This window comes from Spirillospora sp. NBC_01491 (assembly GCF_036227065.1).
Classification (GTDB): Bacteria; Actinomycetota; Actinomycetes; order Streptosporangiales; family Streptosporangiaceae; genus Spirillospora; species Spirillospora xylanilytica.
Genome location: NZ_CP109432.1, coordinates 690,303 through 712,071, shown reverse-complemented (window position 1 = coordinate 712,071; position 21,769 = coordinate 690,303). Strand labels below are relative to the sequence as shown.

Annotated in this window: 25 protein-coding genes; 14 read left to right on the top strand and 11 right to left on the bottom strand. The window is 71.8% G+C overall.

The genetic code is table 11. The features are described from left to right. Positions 1 to 263 precede the first annotated feature (263 nt). Both OHA34_RS03510 and OHA34_RS03505 read right to left on the bottom strand, forming a co-directional pair. Complete coding sequence (locus OHA34_RS03510; RefSeq protein WP_329520677.1) at positions 264 to 857, bottom strand: DUF1707 SHOCT-like domain-containing protein; 594 nt, start codon at positions 855 to 857, stop codon at positions 264 to 266. Between the two features lie 124 nt (positions 858 to 981). After that, positions 982 to 1,605: a serine hydrolase domain-containing protein gene (locus tag OHA34_RS03505; protein WP_432763103.1), complete on the bottom strand. Its 624-nt coding sequence runs from the start codon at positions 1,603 to 1,605 to the stop codon at positions 982 to 984. A 76-nt stretch (positions 1,606 to 1,681) separates the two neighbouring features. Between OHA34_RS03505 and OHA34_RS03500 the strand changes: the two genes are divergently transcribed. Further along, positions 1,682 to 2,179: a cupin domain-containing protein gene (locus OHA34_RS03500; RefSeq protein ID WP_285943392.1), complete on the top strand. Its 498-nt coding sequence runs from the start codon at positions 1,682 to 1,684 to the stop codon at positions 2,177 to 2,179. Between the two features lie 324 nt (positions 2,180 to 2,503). On the opposite strand, the gene pdxR is transcribed toward OHA34_RS03500, so the two are convergent. Then, positions 2,504 to 3,913: a MocR-like pyridoxine biosynthesis transcription factor PdxR gene (gene pdxR, locus OHA34_RS03495; RefSeq protein WP_329520676.1), complete on the bottom strand. Its 1,410-nt coding sequence runs from the start codon at positions 3,911 to 3,913 to the stop codon at positions 2,504 to 2,506. 47 nt (positions 3,914 to 3,960) lie between these two features. Between pdxR and OHA34_RS03490 the strand changes: the two genes are divergently transcribed. Next, complete coding sequence (locus OHA34_RS03490) at positions 3,961 to 4,425, top strand: carboxymuconolactone decarboxylase family protein (protein WP_285943394.1); 465 nt, start codon at positions 3,961 to 3,963, stop codon at positions 4,423 to 4,425. Positions 4,426 to 4,490: 65 nt separating this feature from the next. On the opposite strand, the gene OHA34_RS03485 is transcribed toward OHA34_RS03490, so the two are convergent. Beyond that, positions 4,491 to 4,814 (bottom strand): cupin domain-containing protein, encoded by a 324-nt coding sequence (locus tag OHA34_RS03485; RefSeq protein WP_329520675.1) that lies wholly within the window; start codon positions 4,812 to 4,814, stop codon positions 4,491 to 4,493. A gap of 45 nt (positions 4,815 to 4,859) precedes the next feature. On the opposite strand from OHA34_RS03485, the gene OHA34_RS03480 reads away from it, so the two are divergent. The 5 genes from OHA34_RS03480 (at position 4,860) to OHA34_RS03460 (ending at position 8,840) form a co-directional block, all read left to right on the top strand. Further along, complete coding sequence (locus tag OHA34_RS03480; RefSeq protein WP_285943396.1) at positions 4,860 to 5,039, top strand: CopG family transcriptional regulator; 180 nt, start codon at positions 4,860 to 4,862, stop codon at positions 5,037 to 5,039. Position 5,040: 1 nt separating this feature from the next. Next, positions 5,041 to 5,385 carry a VOC family protein gene (locus OHA34_RS03475; RefSeq protein ID WP_329520674.1) on the top strand — a complete coding sequence of 115 codons (345 nt, stop codon included), beginning with the start codon at positions 5,041 to 5,043 and terminating at the stop codon, positions 5,383 to 5,385. A gap of 83 nt (positions 5,386 to 5,468) precedes the next feature. Next, entirely contained in the window at positions 5,469 to 7,085 is a 1,617-nt protein-coding gene (locus OHA34_RS03470) for an MFS transporter (RefSeq protein WP_329520673.1), read from the top strand. A gap of 15 nt (positions 7,086 to 7,100) precedes the next feature. Next, positions 7,101 to 7,661 carry a hypothetical protein gene (locus OHA34_RS03465; protein ID WP_329520672.1) on the top strand — a complete coding sequence of 187 codons (561 nt, stop codon included), beginning with the start codon at positions 7,101 to 7,103 and terminating at the stop codon, positions 7,659 to 7,661. 372 nt (positions 7,662 to 8,033) lie between these two features. Further along, on the top strand, positions 8,034 to 8,840 hold the full coding sequence (locus OHA34_RS03460; RefSeq protein ID WP_329520671.1) for an MOSC domain-containing protein: 807 nt from the start codon (positions 8,034 to 8,036) through the stop codon (positions 8,838 to 8,840). 48 nt (positions 8,841 to 8,888) lie between these two features. Here OHA34_RS03460 and OHA34_RS03455 read toward each other — a convergent pair whose 3' ends face one another. Beyond that, positions 8,889 to 9,248, bottom strand: a complete 360-nt coding sequence (locus tag OHA34_RS03455) for an ester cyclase (RefSeq protein ID WP_285943401.1) — start codon at positions 9,246 to 9,248, stop codon at positions 8,889 to 8,891. A 221-nt stretch (positions 9,249 to 9,469) separates the two neighbouring features. Next, the gene (locus OHA34_RS03450; protein WP_285943402.1) at positions 9,470 to 10,321 is read right to left on the bottom strand and encodes a class I SAM-dependent methyltransferase; all 852 of its coding nucleotides are present in this window, start codon (positions 10,319 to 10,321) and stop codon (positions 9,470 to 9,472) included. A 385-nt stretch (positions 10,322 to 10,706) separates the two neighbouring features. On the opposite strand from OHA34_RS03450, the gene OHA34_RS03445 reads away from it, so the two are divergent. Together OHA34_RS03445 and OHA34_RS03440 are read left to right on the top strand one after the other, a co-directional pair. After that, positions 10,707 to 11,813: a tyrosine-protein phosphatase gene (locus OHA34_RS03445; RefSeq protein WP_329520670.1), complete on the top strand. Its 1,107-nt coding sequence runs from the start codon at positions 10,707 to 10,709 to the stop codon at positions 11,811 to 11,813. Positions 11,814 to 12,085: 272 nt separating this feature from the next. Beyond that, the gene (locus OHA34_RS03440; protein ID WP_329520669.1) at positions 12,086 to 13,267 is read left to right on the top strand and encodes a tyrosine-type recombinase/integrase; all 1,182 of its coding nucleotides are present in this window, start codon (positions 12,086 to 12,088) and stop codon (positions 13,265 to 13,267) included. A 113-nt stretch (positions 13,268 to 13,380) separates the two neighbouring features. Here the strand turns inward: OHA34_RS03440 and OHA34_RS03435 are convergent, their stop codons facing one another. Together OHA34_RS03435 and OHA34_RS03430 are read right to left on the bottom strand one after the other, a co-directional pair. Beyond that, entirely contained in the window at positions 13,381 to 13,902 is a 522-nt protein-coding gene (locus OHA34_RS03435; protein WP_285943405.1) for a hypothetical protein, read from the bottom strand. Positions 13,903 to 13,994: 92 nt separating this feature from the next. Further along, positions 13,995 to 14,660: a CatB-related O-acetyltransferase gene (locus OHA34_RS03430; protein ID WP_432763097.1), complete on the bottom strand. Its 666-nt coding sequence runs from the start codon at positions 14,658 to 14,660 to the stop codon at positions 13,995 to 13,997. A gap of 67 nt (positions 14,661 to 14,727) precedes the next feature. Here OHA34_RS03430 and OHA34_RS03425 point away from each other — a divergent pair, with 67 nt between their 5' ends. Beyond that, entirely contained in the window at positions 14,728 to 15,378 is a 651-nt protein-coding gene (locus OHA34_RS03425; RefSeq protein WP_329520668.1) for a TetR/AcrR family transcriptional regulator, read from the top strand. Positions 15,379 to 15,418: 40 nt separating this feature from the next. On the opposite strand, the gene OHA34_RS03420 is transcribed toward OHA34_RS03425, so the two are convergent. Beyond that, positions 15,419 to 15,820 carry a winged helix-turn-helix transcriptional regulator gene (locus OHA34_RS03420; protein WP_285943408.1) on the bottom strand — a complete coding sequence of 134 codons (402 nt, stop codon included), beginning with the start codon at positions 15,818 to 15,820 and terminating at the stop codon, positions 15,419 to 15,421. Between the two features lie 102 nt (positions 15,821 to 15,922). Between OHA34_RS03420 and OHA34_RS03415 the strand changes: the two genes are divergently transcribed. The 3 genes from OHA34_RS03415 (at position 15,923) to OHA34_RS03405 (ending at position 18,055) form a co-directional block, all read left to right on the top strand. Next, positions 15,923 to 16,576 carry an NAD(P)-dependent oxidoreductase gene (locus tag OHA34_RS03415; protein ID WP_329520667.1) on the top strand — a complete coding sequence of 218 codons (654 nt, stop codon included), beginning with the start codon at positions 15,923 to 15,925 and terminating at the stop codon, positions 16,574 to 16,576. Positions 16,577 to 16,681: 105 nt separating this feature from the next. Next, positions 16,682 to 17,614 (top strand): TIGR03564 family F420-dependent LLM class oxidoreductase, encoded by a 933-nt coding sequence (locus tag OHA34_RS03410; RefSeq protein ID WP_329520666.1) that lies wholly within the window; start codon positions 16,682 to 16,684, stop codon positions 17,612 to 17,614. Positions 17,615 to 17,926: 312 nt separating this feature from the next. Next, positions 17,927 to 18,055, top strand: a complete 129-nt coding sequence (locus OHA34_RS03405; RefSeq protein WP_329520665.1) for a hypothetical protein — start codon at positions 17,927 to 17,929, stop codon at positions 18,053 to 18,055. 19 nt (positions 18,056 to 18,074) lie between these two features. Here the strand turns inward: OHA34_RS03405 and OHA34_RS03400 are convergent, their stop codons facing one another. After that, positions 18,075 to 18,584, bottom strand: a complete 510-nt coding sequence (locus tag OHA34_RS03400; RefSeq protein ID WP_329520664.1) for a TetR/AcrR family transcriptional regulator — start codon at positions 18,582 to 18,584, stop codon at positions 18,075 to 18,077. Between the two features lie 115 nt (positions 18,585 to 18,699). Further along, entirely contained in the window at positions 18,700 to 19,578 is an 879-nt protein-coding gene (locus tag OHA34_RS03395; protein ID WP_329520663.1) for an alpha/beta fold hydrolase, read from the bottom strand. Between the two features lie 114 nt (positions 19,579 to 19,692). Here OHA34_RS03395 and OHA34_RS03390 point away from each other — a divergent pair, with 114 nt between their 5' ends. Further along, complete coding sequence (locus OHA34_RS03390; protein WP_329520662.1) at positions 19,693 to 21,669, top strand: AfsR/SARP family transcriptional regulator; 1,977 nt, start codon at positions 19,693 to 19,695, stop codon at positions 21,667 to 21,669. Positions 21,670 to 21,769: the final 100 nt, after the last annotated feature.

Below are 21,769 nucleotides of genomic sequence, written 5' to 3'. Positions count from 1 at the left end.
CGAGTGCCGCAGAGGCTAACACCAGGGAACGACAGACGGTCACCGGTCAGCGGATGAAAGGTGTGGCCGGGTTGGGAACCTCGGACAGCAGGCAGCGAGCAGGCCCCAGCCGTCGGGGTCGGCGATCCGGTCGGAGGGCGCGCGCAGGCCGCCGTACCGCTCGACGGTGCGGGCCCACTCCTCGCGGCGCGCCGGCGGTGCGCCTGCACCAAGCGCGAGATGTCAGGGCCCGGATATCGCCGCTGTGTCCGGGCCCTGCCGCGTCACGGGCGCGGCGCCTGCCACCGGGTGTCGAGCCGGCCGTGCCGCATTCGGCCCACCAGGCGGACGTGCAGCGTCTCGGGCGTGTTGCCGCCTGCGTTCCTGCTGATCGCCACCTGGCTGTGCCGCGCCGACAGCTCGTTGGCGTCCACCACCATGCCCGGCGCGAGGACCAGCTCCACGGTGCCGCCACTCACCCGTAGCTCGATGACCAGCTCGGGCGCGCTGCGCACCGCGCTCGTCAGGTCCAGGACCACCTCGCTCCACGCGGTGCGCAGCACCAACCGGTGCGGCAGTGTCCACCGGCCGTCACGGCGCACCGAGCCGTGCCGCTCCTTGATGGTGAGCAGTTCGGCGGCCGGGTCGGCCGGCGGCGGCGTGAGTGCGCCGTGGCTGCCTGGCGTCGCGACCAGATCGGTGATGAGCGGGGTCAGCGCGTCATGGGTGCGGGCGGTCAGTGCCATGCCCAGCCGCTCGTCGAACTCGACCGGGTCGAGCCGGCCGTCGGCGACGGCGGTGTGCAGCAGCTCGATGACCCGGTCGCGGTCGGCGTCGGACGCACGCAGCGCGGGCGAGCTGTGCGGATCTGCAGTCATCCGGCCTCCTGGGCGGCGAGGTGGTGGCATCGCGCCACCGACATTTAACAATACTGATGCTCTTCGACGGGAATGGTGAACCGTCCTGCTTCTTTCGGGGCGTACCCGGGACGTGGGCTCACTGTCAGTTGTCGATGGCCGGTGGAGCGTGGTCCAGAAGTCGTGGATGGCCCGCGCCGAATCCGGGGTGGACATCCTGGTCGATCTGGTCGGCGGGCACGTGGAAGCCGGTGTTGGTCATGCCCAGTGGGTCGAAGATGCGTTCGCGCAGGAACACCTCGAACGACTGGCCGGTGACCCGCGCGACGAGCACGCCGAGCAGATCCTTGCTGATGTTGTACTGCCAGTGCTCTCCGGGCAGGTGCATCAGCGGAAGCGCGCTCAGGCGGCGCGTCCACTCATCCGGCTTGGGCATCGGCTCCGGCAGATTCGGGGTCAGCCCCTGCTCGAAGACCGCGTTCATGATCGGCGTGCCCAGCGCCGTCATGTCCATGCCGAGCCCGAACGTGGAGGTCAGCACGTCCCGTACGGTGTCGTCGAGCGGGCCGCCGACCCGCGTCAGCACCCGCCGGTCTGCGGGTTCCGGCAGCCACGGCTTCACCAGATCGTCCGGCCGCGGCCTGCACTCGTCCAGCAGCACCTTCGCCGCCGCGACCGTGACCGGCTTGGACGTCGAGGCCATCCGGAAGATGGTGTCCCGGCGCTTCGGCGCGCTCCTGAGATTGACCCATGATTCTCCGGTCTGAATGCACCCTGTGAGAGGTCTTTCTGGCCTCTAGGTTCATCAGTGCAGCCAGAACCGAACGTCGAGGGAAAGAGCGATCATGACCGTCAGCAACGCACCGAAGCCCGTACTCGTCCGTGCCGCGGAGGCCGAGTCCCTCCAGGACGGCGCGACCAGCCTGATCACGCTCCTCGCCGACTCCCACGCCACCGGCGGCGCGCTGACCGCCAACCGTGCGACGTTCCAGAAGGGCTCACCCGGTGCGCCCGCGCACTTCCACACGCGTGCCACCGAGACGTTCCTCGTTCTCAGCGGCTCGATGCGGATCCTGCTCGACGACCAGGTCCTCACTCTCGGGCAGGGCGACTTCCTCACCGTCCCGCCGACCGTGCCGCACGCGTTCGCGCCGGCCCTGGGATCGGAGGCCGAGATGCTCGTCACCTTCACGCCCGGAATGGACCGGTTCGACTACTACCGCCTGCTGGAGCGCGTCTACCGCGGCGAGGCCACAATCCAGGACATCCGTGACAGTTCCGAGCGGTTCGACAACCACTACTTCGAGAGCCCGGTCTGGCAGCAGGAACTCGCCGCGCGCTGAGCCGACGCCAACCACCGGAGCAGAGAGCACGGTTCCGCCATCCATTCGCGTCACCGTCGACGCTGATCGCCGCCCGGGTGGTCCAGGGCATCGGCGGCGCGTCCCTCTTCCCCGCGACGCTGAACCTGGTGTCGACCTGCTTCGCTGAGGGACGTACTCGACCTCGCAGACGCACTCGATGACCGTCGCCGGCGCGGCACTAGCCGGAGCAGTCCTGCTGGCCGCGCTCGACCTGAGCAGAGGACGGCGGATCGCCACCGCCGCGCCAATAGAGCTGACCGCAGGAGCCGGACCCCGCTGACTCCGTGATCGAGTCGACGGGGTTCACGGCGGGTGCGGCAGGATCTGGCACAGCGTGTCGAGGGCGGCGGCGTAGGCGTGGTCGGGTGGGGCGGCGTAGCCGACGACCAGGCCGTCCCACGGCGCGGTGGCGGCCCCAGGGTGGCGGTAGCCCGCGAGACCGTCGAGCGCGAGGCCCAGCCAGGTGGCGGCCTTCACGGTGGAGGTCTCGGTGCCCGGCGGCAGGCGGAGCACCGCATGCAGTCCCGCGGCGATCCCGGTGACGTCGATGTGCGGGGCCTGCGCGGCGAGGGCGTCGACCAGGCGGTTACGGCGGTCGCGGTAACGCTGGCGCATCCGCCGGATATGCCGGTCGTAGGCCCCAGAGGTGATCAGGTCCGCGAAGGTGAGCTGGTCCACCACGCTCGTCCACCGCTCCCGCTCTCCCTTCACCGACAGGACGGAATCGACCAGCCGCTCGGGCAGCACCATCCAGCCCAGGCGCAGCGCGGTCGACACGCTCTTGCTGGCCGACCCGACGTACAGGACATGGTCGGGGTCCAGTGCCTGGACCGCGCCGATCGGCTCGCGGTCATAGCGGAACTCACCGTCGTAGTCGTCCTCGACGACCACCCGGCCCCGGGCCCGCGCCCAGTCGACCGCGGCGATGCGTCTGGCCGGAGCGAGCGGGCCGCCGATGGGAAACTGGTGGGCCGGGGTGAGCAGGGCCGCGCCTACGCCGCGCAGCCCGTCCAGCTCTTCGGTCCTGGAGCCGTGCTCGTCGAGGCCGAGCGGCACGGTGTGGACGTCCGCGCCGGCCAGCAGCGCGCGGTGGAAACCCAGGCCGTAGGCCTCGACCGCGAGCTTCCCGCGGATCACGCCCCCGCCGAACAGCAGGCGGATCGCGTCGGAGAAGCCCGCGCAGATCACGATGTTCTCGGGCGAGGTGCGCACGCCCCGGACCCGGGCGAGGTAGTCGGCGAGCGCCGTGCGCAGTTCGATCCGGCCCTGCGGGTCGCCCGGCCCGAAGGCCTCGTTGGGCGCGGCGGTGAGCGCCCGGCGCGTCGAGGCCGCCCAGGCGTTCCTCGGGAACGACGAGATGTCCGGACGACCCTGCAGCAGATTGTGCGTGGGCGCACCCGACGCAGCGGGGGCCTTCTTCGGCACCCGCACCCGTTTGCCAGGGGCCGGGCGCTCGGCGACCCGGGTGCCCGATCCCTGACGGGCGATCAGCCAGCCCTCGGCGGCCAGCTCGGAGTAGGCCTCGGCGACGGTGTTCCGCGCGAGGCCCAGGTCGGCGGCGAGCGACCGGTAAGGCGGCAGCCGCGTTCCCGCCCCCAGGCGTCCGTCCTGGATCGCCTCGCGCAGAGCCTGTCTGAGCGCGGCCCGGCGCGGCCCGGTACCGGCCAGCTCAAGATGCAGGTCGACCCCAGAATTGACCCATGATTCCGGCACCTTGATGCACCTCCTCGTCGGTCTTTCGGCTCCCTAGATTAGGCACCATGACGAACACCTGCACACCCCGGATCGATTTCGCCGCCTCCGCGCCGCGGGCGTTCAAGGCCCTGATCGGTCTCGACGCAGCCGCCCGCGAGGGGCTCGACCCCGCGCTGGTCGAGCTGATCCAGATCCGTTCCTCGCAGCTCAACGGCTGCGCCTACTGCCTGCACATGCACGTCGGCGCCGCACGCAAGGCCGGCGAGGACGACATGCGCCTGCACATGGTCGCGGTCTGGTCCGAAGCGTCCCACTACTTCTCCGCCAAGGAGCGGGCCGCCCTGGCCCTGACCGAGGCGGTGACCCTGATCGCGGCGGACGGCGTCCACGACGACGTCTACGCCCGCGCCGCCGCGCAGTTCGACCCCGCCGAACTGGCCCAGGTCCTTGCGGTGATCTCCGCGATCAACACCTGGAACCGTATAGCGATCACCACCGCGAGGGTCGCGGGCACCGACGAACGCCGCTGACACCTGGCTCCGCGATCGGGAACACCTTCGAGCCGAGCAGCAAGCAACCGAGGCCATGCCTTCGTCTATGGCCAGAGGTGCGCATGAGTGGCCGGCGCGGAAGGCATGGTCGGGACGACCAGGAGGTCACCGGGACCGGCGGTGATGATCTCCGATCCCACGAGCAGCTCGAGCGCTCCGTCGACGGCGAAGAACAGTTCGGACGAGTGGTCGTGCCGATGCGGGACCGCGCCGTCGGCGCCGCGGGGGAGTTGGACGCGGTGGGCGCTGAGCGCGCCGTTGCCGGCACTGGCGTCGGCCAGCAGAAGGTGACCGATCTCGGGCAGATGCTCGGCGTCGCCGGCGCGGACGACGTCCGGATCGTGCGGCTTGGCCATGAAGACAGACATCTCTCCCTGACCTTGCTAGCTGGCTAGTATGCTAGCATCGAACCCATGGGCGACGAGGACGTCAAGCAGTTCAACGTGTACCTGCCGATAGGACTGATCAGGCAGGTCAAGCATCACGCGATCGAGACGGGCATGTCATTGTCGGCGTTGGTCGCCGACGCGTTGCGTGTCTACCTCGACGACACCAACGGGCAGCAACATCACTCTTCCGAAAAGGAGTCATGACATGGGGACAGAAGCAATCGAGGCGGTGTTCCTGGAGACCCGCAACTGGGGGAAGGCCGCGAAGTTCTTCCAGGCACTGGGGTACGAAATGGAGATGTCCGCCGGCGACGGATCCGGTGTGTTCCGTAACGGCGAGGGGCCTTATCTCGTCGTCGTGGAGATCCCCGAGGATCGGGAGCCGGGCGTACAGATCGCTTTGAAGGTGCCCGATGCCGACGCGTTCCGCGCCGATCCCGCCATCGATGTGGTGACCCCGTTCCAGGACACCCACTACGGGACCCGGGAAATGACCGTCCGGGATCCCGACGGGCGGTTGTGGAGCCTACAGGCGCCCACCAAGAGCTGACCCGTCCGGGCCCGGTCCGCCTCGGCCGACCGGGCCTGTGCCCTGCCCAGGCGATTCCTGCCGACGTCCACGAAGGGATACGAATGAAAAGATGGCGCGGCAATCCTTGGGCGGTGCTGCTGACGCTCAGCCTGGGATTCTTCATGTCACTGCTGGACCTGACGGCCGTGAACGTCGCCATTCCCAGCATGATCGACGACCTGGACGCGTCGCTGGACCGGGTGTTGTGGGTCATCAACATCTACATCCTCGTTCTCGCCGCGCTGCTGATCACGTTCGGCCGGCTGGGCGATGTGCACGGGCCGCGCACCATGTTCATCGGGGGCGTCGCCCTGTTCACGGTCGCGTCCGTGCTGTGCGGCCTGTCGCAGGATCCGGCCCAGCTCATCGCCGCCCGGGCCATGCAGGGCCTGGGCGCGGCGGCGCTGACGCCGCAGACGATGACGATCATCATCGGCACCTTCCCGGCCGAGCGGCGCGGCACGGCGCTCGGCGTCTGGGGAGCGGTCGCGGGCGTGGCCACGATCGCCGGGCCCACGATCGGCGGATTCCTGGTCAGCACGGCCGGCTGGCGCTGGATCTTCTTCGTGAACGTCCCGCTCGGCGCGATCGTGCTCGCGATGGCCGTCACGCTCGTACCGGACGTCCGGCACGGCACCCGACACAAGCTGGACGTGCCGGGCGTGCTGCTCGCCACGGCGACGCTGGCGTGCCTGACCTTCGCGCTCACCGAGGGCCAGCGCTATCACTGGAACGCCGGGATCTGGGCGCTGCTCGGCGGGGCCGCGCTGCTGCTGGTGGGGTTCCTGGTCCACCAGCGCACCCGGCAGGGGGGCGAACCACTGCTGCCCTTCGTGCTCTTCCGCGACCGCAACTACGCGGTCATGAGCTTCGTGTCCGCGACCGTCCAGGTCGGGATGATCGGCCTGTTCCTGCCGGTGATGATCTATCTGCAATCGGTGCTGGGCTTCAGCGCCCTCAAGGCCGGACTGGTGATGGCGCCGGCGATGGTGGTATCGGCGGTCCTGTCGCCGTTCTCAGGCCGGATGGCGGACCGGGTCGGCGGCCAGTACGTCCTGATGACCGGCCTGTCCCTGTTCGCGGCCGGCATGGCCTGGCTCACCTGGGTCACCGGTGTCGGCCGTGCGTGGTGGGAGTTCCAGCCGGCCCTGATCGTGGCCGGGGTCGGCATCGGCTGCGTGTTCGGCCCGATGGTCACGGTCGCGATGTACAACGTGGAGCCCAAGATGGCCGGGGCCGCCTCCGGCGTGCTGAACACGATCCGGCAGATCGGCACGGTCATCGGCAGCGCCGCGGTCGGCGCGGTGTTGCAGAATCGCCTGGCCTCCTCACTCCAGAACGAGGCGGCCGACCGGGCCGCCGGCCTTCCGGCGGGCGTCCGCGGCCAGTTCGTGACCGGCTTCGACAACGCCGCCAAGGGCGGCCTGGAGGTCGGCGCCGGGCAGACCGGCGCGACGCTCCGACCACCGCCGGGGACGCCGGCGAGCCTCGCCCACCACATCCAGCAAGCGGCGGCGTCGGTGTTCGAGCACGGGTTCGTCCACACCATGCGGCCGACCCTGGCACTGCCCATCGCCGCGATCACGGTCGGCGCCGTCTCCTGCCTGCTGGTGCGATGCCGGCAGGACGACAGCCCGCGCAAGGCTCCGGCAGCGGCCGAGGCCGGTACTTCGGCCTAGCGACCGCGCTCCGGCATGCCGGCGGCCGACGACTTCGAAGGGTGGGCGGTGCCGGTGGCCGCCTACACGCTGAGACCGCCGTCCACGGGCAGGACGACGCCGGTGACGAAGGCGGCGCGGTCGCTGAGCAGACAGGCGGCGGCCTGCGCCGGCTCGGACGCGATGGACGGCCGCGCGGATGCTGCCGGGGTCCGCCAGGTCGGCCGTGACGTGGTCCGCGATGCCCCGGCGGCGCGGATCCCCGGTCCCAACATGGTGACCGTCCGCGGCCCGGGGAACGGCACGACCGGGTACTGCTGGCTGGACGCGACGACCGACAACAAGACGACGACCGGCCCCTGGACGTCCACGCTTCCCGGACGGCTCCAAGGCGACCTCACCCAGATTCCCGCCGACGCCACACCGGAACAGGCCGAGGCGCTGCTGGAGTCGGTGAAGCGGACCGTTCACGTCGTGGTGTCGCCCGCGCCGAACCCGGTGGTGACCGAAGAACCACTGAACACCATCACCATCAGCGACACCCTCGCAGAAGGGCTCAACTGCCCGACCACCACACTGGCCCAGGTGAATCAGTGACCTGCACCGGCCGCCACAACGTCACCCAAGAGGACAGGAAACGCGGATACGTCACGAACACCGCCCGCAACAGGCCAGAGAGAGGACGACGACCAGCCCGTCACCTCCAACGAATCCGAGCTGACCGTGCACGTCAACGAGCCCAAACCCTAGGTGGGCGGGCACCGGCCCGGCCGGCGGGCCCACCGATGGAATCCGCCGGCCGGGGCGTACCTGGCGAGTCAGGCCAGGATTCGGCCCCATGATTCGTCAACTGCCAGTGTCACGGGCACATGATCGGCAGATACCCCGAGTCGGGTGAAACTGACGGGTCTGTGGCAGGTATCGCCCCTCTCCCTTGGCTCCGGTCCGCGGGAACCGTAGCGTCCAGGCATGGTCAAGATCGTCGGACTGAACTGCCATCCGGTCAAGGGGTGCGCCGGCACCGCGCTCGATCAGGCGGTGCTGACCCCCGCGGGCATCGCGCACGACCGGACGTTCATGGTCACCGGCACCGGCGGCGTGTTCCGTAGCCTGCGCCGCGATCCCAGGCTGGCGCTGGTCAGGCCGCGGGTCAGCGCGGACGGCGCGCTGCTCACCCTCCGGACGGACGGCTCGGACGCCATCACGGTCGCGGTGGACCTGACCGGCCCGCGCCGCGAAGTGCGGATGTTCGGCGACCCGTATCCGGGCATCGACCAGGGCGACACGGCGGCCGAGTGGCTGTCGGACGTGCTCGGCTCATCCAGCCGCCTGGTCAGGCTGCCGCCCGAGTATCACCGTGTCACCGATGGCCTGACGCCCGGGACGGCCGGCTATGCCGACGGCAGCGCCGTGCATCTGACCGCCGTGTCGTCCTTGGCGGCCCTGAACGAACGGATCGCGGCGCGGGGTGCCGGGACCGTTCCGATGAGCCGCTTCCGCCCCAACATCGTCATCGACGGCTGGGACGAGCCGCACCTGGAGGATCGGATCCGCCGCGCCGCCGTCGGCGACGCCGAACTCGGTTTCGCCAAGCTCGCCATCCGGTGCGCGGTCACGGTGGTCGATCAGGCCAGGAGACGGGCCGGGCCCGAACCGCTGCGCACGCTGGCCGGCTACCGGCGCACCCCCGATGGGGTGGCCTTCGGGGTCAAGTTCTCAGTGCCCCGGGAAGGCAAGGTGTCGGTCGGCGACGAGCTGACCGTCACCGCCTGGTAGGCATGTCGAGGAGCGATCGTCGATTCCTGTGGACGCTCTGAATCTTGATCACTTGGTGGCGTCGCGGTAAGTCCACATCTCGGCGAGCCGGCCGTCCTGCACTCGGATGAGCCAGACCAGGCGGGTGGTGGTCGGGTTGTCTTGTGGTCCGTGGCCGGCGCTGCCGACGATGGCCACCAAGTCGCTGTCGCCGAGGATGGAATCGATCTGGAACCGCAGGTCCGGTTGTGCTGTGCGGATCCGTTCGACGGCCTGCCGCACGTGGTGCGGACCGGTCACTTCAGGGTGGGCGTGGTCGATCCAATCGGGGCTGAGGATCTCATCGGCGATCGAGGGGTCGCCGGTGTTCCACATCTCGAAGTAGCGCGTCGCGATGTGCTGGGCGGACTGGGGCATGTCACTGTTCATCAGTACTCCCTCAGTATGGTTGGACATTGTGACTCGGCCGGCCTTCCGGCGAACCGGGCGATGTAGGCGTCGACCTCGGCCTGCACCGCTTCGGCGGGCATCGGCCTGCTTGGAGAACCTGCTGAGTGCTCCGGGAAGGTACGCCCTTCCCCGCCGATCCACAGATTCAAGCATTGCGCGCGGTCAGACCGCCCAGGGCGAGGACGGACGGCTCCGGTTCGCTAAGAGGCCAGCCGGGCGGCGGTGGCGGCGATCGTCGTGCAGGACATGGTGAAGGTGCCGCCTGCCGCGTCGACGGCGGCACCGAGGCCGTCGAGGAGTTCCTGCTGGACGGCCTCGGGGTGCCGGGTGAAGCCGCCGGTGGTGGGGACCAGGTCCAGCCACTCGTCCCGGGTGTAGGGCCGCTCCCAGGAGGACAGCCATTCTTCCGGCTCGCCGAACGTCCCCGCCTGCCGGATCACGTCGGCCACCCTCGCGCATCCGGCCCGGTAGGTGTCGACGGCAGGCCTCGCCCAGAAGCCGGCAGGTGCCGAGTCCGGCAGCACCCGGCGGAAGACCCCGGCGAACGCCTCGCGCAGGTCCTTCGGCGGGTCGAAGGCGTTCCAGAACACCGCCAGCCTGCCGCCGGGGCGCAGCACCGCGGCGGCTTTCGCCGCGCCCGCGACCGGGTCCACCCAGTGCCAGGCCTGCGCGGCGACGACCGTGTCGAACGTGCGGCCGGCCGGGTCCCAGTCCTCGAACTTCGCGACCTCCGTCTCGGTCCCGCCGCGCCTGGCCAGCTCGGCCATTCGCGGGTCGGGATCCACGCCGAGCACCTGGCAGCCTGCCGCCGCGAACAGCCGGGCGGAGATGCCGGTGCCGCACCCGACGTCGAGGACGTCGCTTCCCGGGCTGGCGGCGATGACGCGCTCCACCAGGTCGACGGGATAGGTGGGCCTGGCCCGGTCGTAGCGGCCGGCGTCAGCACCGAATCCCTCGGCGACCTGCCGCTGGAGATGCGATGCCCGCGCCCGCTCGTCGCCCCCGGTTCCGGTCTCGGAGTCCCCCTCAGGGCCAGACGGTGGAGTGATCACGCGTCCACCATAAGTGGGCTTGTGCCCATTTACCCCATGCGTTCACGGACAGCGAAGGAAGAGCGGACGAGCGGCCCAGCCCGCGGTCGGCGGGCCCGCCCCGGATTCCAGTGGACGGCTTACCGCCCGACCAGAACGGGTCCCGGCCGATGAAACCGATGAGCCTGGTCTGGGTGTCCGCACCACCGGACACCTCGACCCGGGCCCCGAACTGGCGGCGGACCGCCGCTTGTCTCCCGGAACAACATCTCCCGATCGACTCTGATTTGTCCAACAATTGAATGAATCCCTCCTTTTCTGGATTATTTCAGCAACACCAATCAGATCCCTTTCCTCGGCAACAGGACTGCCCCCGGACCCCCTCACCACCCGCCAAAGGACCGCCATGCGCACCCCCCCGTCCCGCGCCCGCCTGCCCCGCGTACTCCTGGCCGCCTCACTGGTGAGCGGGGCCGGAGCCATCACCGCCGCCCCGGCGCACGCCGCCGTCGCGGCCCGCCCGGCCGGCCCGTCGGCCGGCGCTGTCGCCGACATCCCGTTCGTCGAGGCGCGGGCCGAACGCGCAGCCGACGGGAGCCACCTGATCACCTGGGCCTCACCGGCCACCGCGGTGAACGTCACCGCCTTCACCGACCCCGACGCCACCCAGGGCGGGAGCGAGGTGGGCAGCGGCCCCGGCAACGGGCAACTGACCGTCCCCGCCGGACGCCTGCCCGCCGCGGCCCGCTGGTACTTCCGGCTCACCCCCGACCAGGGCCGGCCCCTCATCGTGGCCGAGCGGTCGGCCGGCATCGAGACGGCGCGCAACTTCCGCGACGTCGGCGGCTACCGCACCACCGACGGCCACTGGGTCCGCACGGGCATGGTCTACCGCTCCAACAAGCTCTCGTCCACGACCCCGGCCGACCAGCAGCGCATGACCGACCTCGGGATCACCCTGGACGTCGATCTGCGCAACATCAGCGAACGCCGCGACGACCCCGACCGGCTACCCGCCGGAGTCCGGTACCAGGTCGCTGATGTGGCCGACCTGACCCACGGCGTCAAGTTCCACGACCCCGCGCTGATGACCCTGGCCGAGGCACTGCTCGCGGGACTGCTGAGCGGCTCCTCCGATCTCGGCCAGAGCATCGGCTACCCGTTCATGGTCAACTTCACCGGCGCCGACCGCGCCTACCGCGACCTGCTCAACGCCACCGCGGCCAACAACGGCGCCACGGTCTTCCATTGCAGCTCCGGCAAGGACCGCACCGGGTGGGGCACCGCCGTCCTGCTGACCATCCTCGGCGTCCCCCGCGCCACCGTCGAAGCCGACTACCTGGCCAGCAACACCTACCTCGGCAGGGACGACGCGGTGCAGATCGCCTGGCTCCGCGCCGCCTTCGACGAGGCCGACGACCTCTACGGCAGCTTCGACGCCTACGTCAAGCAGGGCCTCGAGCTCGACGACGCCACGATCGCCGCCCTGCGCGCCAAGCTCCTGACCTCCTGACCGAGCCGCGCCCGGACGGAGTCCCGACACGGCCGTGGATCAGCCCCAAAGGTGATCCACGGCCGTCCCGACGCTGTGCAGGGACGCCTGCAACGACCGCCGCCGTCAGCAGGAGTACCGTTCGATCGACACATGGGCGCCGGCCGGCGCCAGGCGGTCCGGGCTCGCCGAACCCGGTGGGCTCATGCCGGATCATGTGCACCCGGCGCAGCGTCCCACCGCGGAAGGACACGATGAACCTGCCCACCAGGCCCCCAGGGGCGGATTCAGAGGTGTCCGCCCAGGTACCACTCCTGTCCCCGCAGTCGCCCGTGCACCAAGGTCCGCAGCAGGAGCCGGACCGTCGGCCGGGGTTCGGCGCCGCCGGGCCGGGAACCATGGTGTCCACCCTCGGCGCGCCGGCGGCGGGGGTAGTGGTCCTGCGCGGACGGGCTCCGGCCCGTACTCCGCAGCAGTTGGCCGACCTGCTGCGCAGCGCCGGCGCCGGGCTGCCCGAGCGGGTCCTGCGTGAGATGGGGACCACGACCGGGACCTGGCTTCAGGGCGAACGCCGCTCCTCTCCGGCCACGCAGGCCGGCTACATCCGGGAGGTGGCCTGGTGGATCACCTGGGTCGCCGCGCGCGGCCTGGACCCGACCGACGTCAGCCATGTCGAGGCCGACCTGTACGCCGCGGCGCTGCGCGCGCAGGGCCTGAAGGACGCCACCCGGGCGCGGCGGCTCTCGGCCGTCAGCTCCTGGTACGCCTACCTGCACCGCGCCGGACTGGCCGCACGCAATCCCTTCGGCCCGGGCATGGACCGGCCGCGGGTCGACCAGTACTCCTCCACCCGCGGCATCTCCGCCGACGACATGGAAAGGATGCTGGCCTGCGCCAAGGCCCGGGAATCCGCGCGGACCTACGCCCTGCTGGCCGTGATGTTCTCCACCGGCTGCCGGGTCGGCTCCGTCACCGACACAACGGTCGGCAGCCTCGGCCACGATTCCGGACACCGGACCATCGACCTGCCCGTCAAGGGCGGCAAGACCAAGCGGTTCGTGCTGCCCCCGCTGGCCAGCGAGGCCATCGACGACTACCTCGAGCAGCGGGCCGAGGACACCGCCGGGCCCGGCGGCCCCCTTCCCGGCGACGCGCCGCTCTTCGCCACCAGGACCGGGCGGCATATCGACCAGCCGTATGTCTTCAGGCTGGTGCGACGCATTGCTGCGGCGGCCGACGTCCAGGGCGCCGACCAGTTGTCCCCGCACAGCATCCGTCACGGCGTGGCCACCCTCCTCCTCGGCAGCCACGCACTGCACGTGGTCCAGGACTTCCTCGGCCACGCCAACCCCAACACCACCCGCCGCTACGACGAAGACCGCGAGAGCCTCGACCGCTCACCCGCCTACGCCCTCGGCCAGACCCTCCGGGCCGGTGTCGCCCGCCGCCAGTCCCGCTTCGAACGCCCGGTGTGACGGGCCCGCCCTCCGCTGGGCGGCCTGACCGCGATCAGCCAGAATGGGCGGCGCCTGTGAGTCCGGCTCGCTGCGCCTGGGCGGAGCCGCGTCCGGGCTCACCTCGCGCGGGATCAGAGGTCGTACAGGTAGGCGGGACAGTCGAGGCTCTCGGCGGCGATGAGGACGATATGAGGCTGCGTCCTCATGGCCCACCAAAGTGGAGTGTGGGTGTAGGAACGGCCCCAGGTGGCGAAGCCGTGGTCCGGCCAGGAGTCTTCGGTCGCCGGTCCGGCCGTGGAAGTGTCCACCCAGTCGTGCCCGCCGATGCGGTCGCCGTTCTCATGGGCCGTCCAGCCGTGCGTGAGGTTGCCCTCGTGGTACCAACCGGTCAGCACGGTGGTCTGTAGGTCGGCCGAGAGGTGGCCGCCCGTGTCGCGGTGCCACTCGCCGGAGTGGTGGCCGGTGACGACCGTCCAGTCGCCGTCCTCGCAGAGGACGAACGTGCGCAGCTCCAGGTGCTGGAGGACCTCGTCGGGGTCGGGGAGAAGCGCGGACGTCTCGAACACCATCTCGGCCTCAGTCCACAGCAGCGCGTTCACGGCCTGTTGAACGGCGACGAGTGGCGCTTTCGCCTGTAGCTCGAAGGTCTTCATGCTCATGAGGAGGGCGGCTCGAGTCCGTCGGGGAATGGCGGGGCGCGGGCGGTCTCGGCGAAATACGGACCGCCCTCCGCCTTGACGTGGCGCTACCGCCGTTCGGGTGCCGCGGCCTCGAGGTCGTCGACGCTGCCGGACATGATCGTGCGGACGTGCTCGGTGATGTGCTGGAGCGGCCAGTCCCACCAGGCCAGGGCCAGAAGGCGGCTGACGTCCTCGTCGCTGTAGCGGCGGCGGATGAGCCGGGCCGGGTTGCCGCCGACGACGCCGTAGTCGGGGACGTCGTCGACGACCACGGCACCGGAGGCGACGATCGCTCCGTCGCCGATGCGGACGCCGGGCATCACCAGGGCCCGGTATCCGAGCCAGACGTCGTTGCCCACCCGGGTGTCGCCCCGTCCGGGCAGGCCGGTGATGAGGTCGAAGTGCTCGGCCCAGGAACCGCCCATGATCGGGAAGGGGAACGTCGAGGGGCCGTCCATGCGGTGGTTGGCGCCGTCCATGATGAAGCGCACGCCCTCGCCCAGCGCGCAGAACTTCCCGATGACCAGCTTCTGCGGCCCGTAGTGGTACAGCACGTTGCGGGTCTCGAACGCGGTCGGATCATCGGGGTCGTCATAGTAGGAGAACTCCCCGACCTCGATCAGGGGAGAGGTGACCAGGGGTTTCAGCAGCACCACGCGCGGCTGCCCGGGTATCGGATGCACCACGGTCGGGTCGGCGGGAACGGGCGGCATCATGATACGAGACTCCACTAGTGCGACAACTGCTGCGTTAAGATGCTGGCACGACGCCGCCCCCTAAGCAAACGGAATCTCGACGATGACTCCCGCAGCGCCACGGCCGGAGGACGACCGACCGGCGCCTCCGCCCCTGCGTCGACCTGGCGGCCGTACCACCCGCATCCGCACGCAGGTCCTCGACGCGGTCCGCGCGGAGCTCGGCGAACACGGCTATGACCAGCTCACCGTGGACGCCGTCGCGGCCCGCGCGGGCGTGCACCGCACCACGGTGTACCGGCGCTGGGGGGACGTCGGCGGCCTGCTCGCCGACGTCTACGACGCGGCGGGCGACGACGACTGGCGCCCCCGGGACACCGGCTCCCTGCAAGGCGACCTCGCGGCCCTGAACCACGAGATCCAGGAGGCCCTGACCGCCCGGCCGTCGATCGCCGCGGCCCTGATCGCCGCCTCGTTCCGCTCCGACGTGGCCGCCCGCGCGCAGCGGCGGCTCTGGGAGGACCGGTACACGCGCTGCGAGATCGTCGTCAGCCGGGCCGTCCGGCGCGGCGAACTCCCGCCGCACACCGACGCGCGGAGACTGCTCATCGCCGCCACCGCGCCGCTCTACCACGAGCTGGTGCTTCTTCAGACGCCACTCGACCCGCACCTGCCCGACCACGCGGCCAGGACCGCCGCCCTCGCCGCGTCCGCCGGCGTCTTCGCCGAGCCCCCGTCGGACGCCGACCTCTGACGGGACGGCCTACGCGACGACGAGCGGGCACGCGCCGGGTTCACCGCGCGGGGGGTCGGGCGGACGGCGGCGGCGCGAGGATGTGGTCCTCGTAGGCATCTCGGGCGTCGAGCAACTCGGGCAGATGCGCCTCGGTCCAGTCGCAGAAGGCGGCCATCGGCGTGAGGAGCGTCCGGCCCAGCGAGGTCAGTTCGTACTCGACCCGTGGGGGCATCTCGGGGTAGGCGGTACGGGTGATCAGGGCGTCCCGCTGCATCGCCCGCAGCGTCTCGGTCAACACCTTCGGCGTGATGCCGCGCAGCGGGACCTTCAGCTCGGAGAAGCGCCGGGGGCCGCTCTCCAGGCACCTGATAACCTTCGCGGTCCATTTGTCGCCGATCCGGATGGGAGGGGTGGCGCGGACGCATCCTGCGAACATCTCGGGATCGAGTGGTTGACTCACTCTCGCGAGAGTACGTAACTATCTTTGCGGAAACCAAGGGTCCACGGGTTAGCGTCCGCGGCATCGGCCGGCTTCGAGCCGGCCTTGTCGAAGGGATCCCTCATGAGCAAGGTCGTCATCTTCGGAGCGGGCGGGCGCGCGGGCCGGCACGCGGTCACCGAGGCCGTCGCCCGCGGCCATCAGGTCACCGCGGTCGTGCGCGACGCGGCCAAGCACCGGAGTCTGGCCGGTGACGGCGTGACCGTGGTATCCGGCGACGTCACCCGCGCGGACAGCGTCGCGGCGGTCGCCTCGGGGCACGACGCGGCGATCAACGCCGCGGCCCGGCTCGACATGGCCTCTGACGAGTTCTACGTGAGCGCCGCGCACGCTCTGTCGAGCGGCCTGCCCCGTGCGGGAGTCGGCCGGCTGCTCTGGATCGGGATCGGCACCATGCTGGAGGCCGCGCCCGGAGTGCCGGTCCATGACACCCCCGGTTTCCCTGAGGAGGGACGGGCCTTCTCCCTCGGGCATGCGGCTGGACTCGACGCGCTCCGCACCGCCGGGGCCGAGATCGACTGGCTGGTGCTCGCCCCGCCGCCCGTCGTCCTGGACGACGAGGCGCCGCGGACCGGCCGGTACCGGACCGGCGGTGGCCAGGTACTGCCCGCCGGTGAAGGCGCGTCCGGGTTCTCCTACGCGGACTTGGCGGTCGCGCTCGTCGACGAGATCGAGACCCCGAAGCACCATCGTTCGCTGACCGCGGTGGCCGCCTGACCCGGCGTCCTTGACGGGGCGTGCCGCCCGCCGCCATGGCCCGCCGGCGGCACGCCCCCTCAGCCGCGCACCGTGCGGCCCGCAGCATCTGATCAAGGAGGGCGAATGCGCATCAGCACGAACGTCGGCATCGGTATCGACCGCCCCCGGACGCTCGACGAGACCGTCGCCGAAGTCCGGCGCGCCGCTGACCTCGGGCTCGATGGCGCCTGGTGGGCGGAGCGGCGCACCTTCGACGCGCTCACGGCCGTGACCGTCGCCGGTCTGGCCGTGCCGGACCTCCCGCTGGGAACGGCCGTGGTCACCACCTATCCGCGTCATCCGCTGGCACTGGCCGGCCAGGCCCTGAGCGTGCAGGCCGCCATCGGAAACCGGCTCACGCTCGGCATCGGGCCAGGTCACAGGCAGCACGTCGAGGCGTCACTGGGGCTGAGCTTCGAGCGTCCCGCCCAGCACACCCGTGAATACCTGAGCTCCTTGATGCCGCTGCTGCGCGGCGAACAGGTGGAGTTCCGCGGCGACGTCCACCATGTCGTCGGGCAGGTCCCGACGCCCGGCGCGCAGCCGCCGTCCGTGCTCCTGGCCGCGTTGGGGCCGGTGATGCTGCGCATCGCGGGTGAACTCGCCGACGGAACCGTCGCCATCTGGACCGGGGTGCGGACGGTCGCGACGCACATCACCCCGCGCGTCACCGCCGCGGCCGACGCCGCCGGACGGCCTGCGCCGCGCGTCCTCGTCAACCTCCCCATCGCCGTCACCGACGACCCCGCGGGCACGCGGAACCGGATCGCCGCTCACTTCGCAGGCGTCGGCATGGTGCCGCGCTACCGGGCGCTGCTCGAGATGGAAGGCGCGGGCGGCGGTGCGGATGTCGCGACCGTCGGCGCCGAGCGCGAGGTGGAGAAGGAGCTTCGCCGTTTCGCGGACGCGAGTGCGACCGAGTTCATCGCCGTGCCGTTCGGTTCGCCCGATCAGGTCGCCCGGACGCTCGCGTTCCTCGGCCACCTCACCGGGACCGCCGGGCGGGCGAGCTCATGACCTGGACGATGGACGGGCGGTGTCGGCCTGTGGGCCGGCCCCGATGACGGTGTCCAGAGCGTCGCGGGCGTTCAGGAGGCCGGTCACGCCGTCGGTGAGCCGTTCGCGTTCTCGCTGCAGTTCGACGAGCACCGGGCGACGCCGGCGAGCGCGGGCGACCCACGCCACCGTCGGATCCAGACATGCTTGCCGCACCAGCCGTGGTCGCCGGCATGCTCGCGCTCAGTTCGTCTGTCGGGCGCAGGTCGATCGTGCTTCTCAGCATCCGGTCGCCTCATTCCTCATCCTGTGGCAGGCCGGTGATGGAGGGCCGTGGTCGACTACCCCCTGACCGGTCTGATCCTCATCGTGCCGGTGTCGTTCGCCGTGTTCATCACCAGCGCGCTGTTCCCTGGTCCGGCCGAGCGGATACTGCGGCTCGTCCGGAGCGGTGGCCGGTAGGCCCTTCGACCCAGGTCGGTCATGCCGGCTCGGTCGTCGGCGTGACGCCGGCGGTGGCCGCCGTCACGGCTTTGAGGACGGCTCCGGCGTCCGGCGGGGCGGACTTCCGGTCGGCGAAGAGCAGGTGCCCGGTCCCGATCAGCATGGGGGCGAGGGTCGCGATGTCGGCGTCCGCCGTGATGCGGCCCAGTTCGCGCTCGGCGGTGAGGTAGGAGGCGATCATGGCCGTGGCCTCCGTCAGTACCGGGATGCCGGCCGGCGTGGTCTGGCGGAGCCGGGCGCGCAGGTCGTCCCGGGAGGTGACGAGGCTGACGATCGCCACGGCGACCGACTCGAACAGGTCCGTCAGGGCGCCGGTGAGGTTGCCGGCGACGGTGCCGGTCCCGGCGGAGTCGCGCAGGGCGGCGGCCTGGCCGTCGATCCGGGCGACGCGGTCCAGTACGAGTTCGGCGAGGAAGGCGTCGAAGTCGGCGAAGTGGCTGGACCAGCTGCCCACCACCGGCGGCCACACCCGGCTCCCGCCGGCCACGCTGGCAGAGGTGCTGGCGGGCGTCGGCGCCGCCATCGACGCGATCGGGGGCAACGTCGCGATGCGCTATGCCACGGTGACGGTCACCGCGACCCGCCTTCGCTGACGCTGGGGGTCAGCGGGCGAGCAGGTCCCGAAGGGCCTTGGCGATGTCGGCGGGGGCCTCCTCCGCCATGAAGTGGCCGCAGGTGACGCCGGTGTGCCGCAGGTCGGGCGCCCAGGCGCTCCACAGCGCCGCGGCGTCGAAGCCGAGGGCGGCGCCCCAGTCCTGCTGGAGGACGGCGACCGGCATCCGCAGCCGGTTGCCGGCCTCCAGGTCGGCCTTGTCGTGCTCGACGTCGATGCCGGCGGAGGCGCGGTAGTCGGCCACGATCGAGGGGACGGCCTCGCGGGACGCATCCAGGTAGACGGCGCGGACGTCGGCGGGGATCGCCGCGGGGTCGTTGGCCCAGATGTCGAGGAAGTGACCGAAGAAGGCGTCCGCGCCGGCGGCGATCATCCGCTCGGGCAGGCCCGGCGGCTGGGCCATCAGGTACAGGTGGAAGCCGACGGCGGCGGTGGTGCCGTGCATCACCTCCCACATGTCCAGGGTGGGCAGCACGTCGAGGCAGGCCAGATGGGTGATCGCGCCGGGGTGGTCGAGGCCGGCGCGGAACGCGACCAGGGCGCCGCGGTCGTGCCCGGCCAGCGCGAAGCGGTCGTGGCCCAGGGCGCGGGCCAGGGCGACGATGTCGGCGGCCATGGTGCGCTTGGCGTAGGTGGTGCCGTCGGTCTCCGCCGGCTTGTCGCTGGCGCCGTATCCGCGCAGGTCGGGGCAGATGACGGTGTGGTCGGACGCCAGGTCGGCGGCGACGTGCCGCCACATCAGGTGGGTCTGCGGGAAGCCGTGCAGCAGCACGATCGGGCTGCCCGTCCCTCCGACGGCAACGTTCAGGGACACGCCGTCGGCGACGGGGACGCGCCGGTATTCGAAGTCGGCGATGGTCGATGTCATGGCTCGGCCCTTCCATTTGTTGTCCGGTCGCCTCCAGCCTGCCCGGCGCGAATGAGCATCCGGTCAGCGCGCTACCGTGACCATGGGGAACGCGCCGGGAAGGACGGTCGAGGGGTGCCGATCGTGTTCGGGGTGCTCGGACCGGTGACGGCCTGGGACGGTGCCGGGAACGCGATCGCCCTGAAGGGGCCGCGGCACCGCGCGGTGCTGGCCCGGTTGATCATCGCCCGCCGCCGCGTCGTCCCGCTGTCCGGGCTGATCGAGGATCTGTGGGACGATCCGCCTCCCGGGGCGGTGGGCGCGGTGCGCACCTTCGTGGCCGCGCTGCGCCGCGCGCTGGAACCCGGGCGTCCGCCCCGTACGCCCGCCCGGCTGCTGGTCACGCAGGGGCCGGGGTACGCGCTGCACGCCGAGCCTGACGCGGTGGACGCCTGGCGGTTCGAGCAGGCGGTGACCGCCGCCGCGACGCTGCCCCCCGAGGACGGGCTCGACCGGCTCACCGAGGCGCTCGGCTGGTGGCGGGGGCCCGCCTACGCCGAGTTCGCCGACCAGCCGTGGGCCCGCACGGAACGCTCCCGCCTGGCCGAACTCCGGCTGCACGCCGTCGAGCGCCGGGCCGGGACGCGGCTGGCCCTCGGCCTGGCCGCCGAGGCGGTGCCGGACCTGGACGCGCACGTGGCCGAGCACCCCTGGCGCGAGGACGCCTGGCGGCTGCTGGCCCTCGCGCTCTACCGCACCGGCCGCCAGGGCGACGCGCTCGCCGTCCTGCGCCGCGCGCGCACGCTGCTGGTCGAGCAGCTCGGCGCCGATCCGGGCCCGGCGCTCCGCCGCCTGGAGAGCGACATCCTCCACCACGCCGGCCACCTCGACCCCGCGTCCGGGCCGGACGGGGCGGCGGCCCGGGTGTGGGCGCAGACGGCCGCCGTCTACGACCGGACCGTGAGCTCGGGGTCCCGGGCCCGGCTCGAGTCGACGGTCGGCCTGCTGCGCAATCTCGCGGTGACCGGGGGGACCGGCCTGGAGGCCGCGCGCCGGCACCGCCTGGCGGCCATCGCCGCGGCCGAGGAGCTGGGCGACGCCGAACTGACCGCCCGGGTGATCGGCGCCTACGACGTCCCGGCGATCTGGACCCGGTCGGACGACCCGCGGCAGGCGGCGCGGATCGTGGCCGCGGCCGAACGCACCCTGGCCCGCGTCCCGCCCGGGGTGCACGAGGCGGCGCGGGCCCGCCTGCTGGCCACCATCGCCGTGGAGTCGCGCGGCACCCGCTCGGCGCGGGGGCCCGAGGCCGCGCGCCGGGCCGAGGAGATCGCCCGCCGCCTGGACGATCCCGCGCTGCTGGCCTTCGCCCTCAACGGCGTGTTCATGCAGGCGTTCCAACGCGCGGGGTCGGCTCCGCTCCGGGACGGGATCGGCGCCGAGCTGGTCGCGCTGTCGGCCCGGCACGGCCTGGTCACCTCCGAGGTGCTCGGACACCTCGTCCGGATCCAGGCCCGCAGCGCGCTCGCCGACTTCCCGGGGGCCGACCGGCACGCGGACGCCGCGGACGCGCTCGCCGAGCACCATGAGCTTCCGCTGGTGGGAGTGTTCACCCGGTGGTACCGGGCGCTGCGGCTCGCCGCGTCCGAGCGGGCGTCCGTGCCCGTGGCCGAGGCGGCCTACCGGGACGCCGCCGCGCTGCTGGACGGCGCCGGCATGCCCGGGCTGGAACACGGCCTGCTGCCGCTCGCCCTGTTGGGCCTGCGCGTGCAGCACGGGCTGCCCGCCCCCACCGACGACCGCGTCGACTGGGGCCCCTACCGGCCCTGGGCCCGCCCCTTGGTGCTGCTGGCCCAGGACCGTCCGGCCGAGGCCGCCGGGGCGCTGCGCGACGTCCCCGATCCGCCCCGCGACCTGCTGCTCGAGGCCCTGTGGTGCCTCATCGCGCGGGCGGCCATCGCCGTCGGCGACAGGGCGGCGATGGAGCGCGCGCGCCGCGAGCTGGCGCCCGCCGCGGCGGAACTGGCGGGCGCGGGCAGCGGCCTTCTCACTCTGGGCCCGGTCTCCCGGTACCTCGGCGATCTCGCCGCCGCCCTCGCACGCGCCACCTGACCGGGGCCGGAGCGTGCGATGCCCGCCGCTCGCGGCGACGCCGTGGGCGCCCGGATCCCCGGGGCGGTCGAGCGGTCACACCCACACGTAGTTGTCGTCG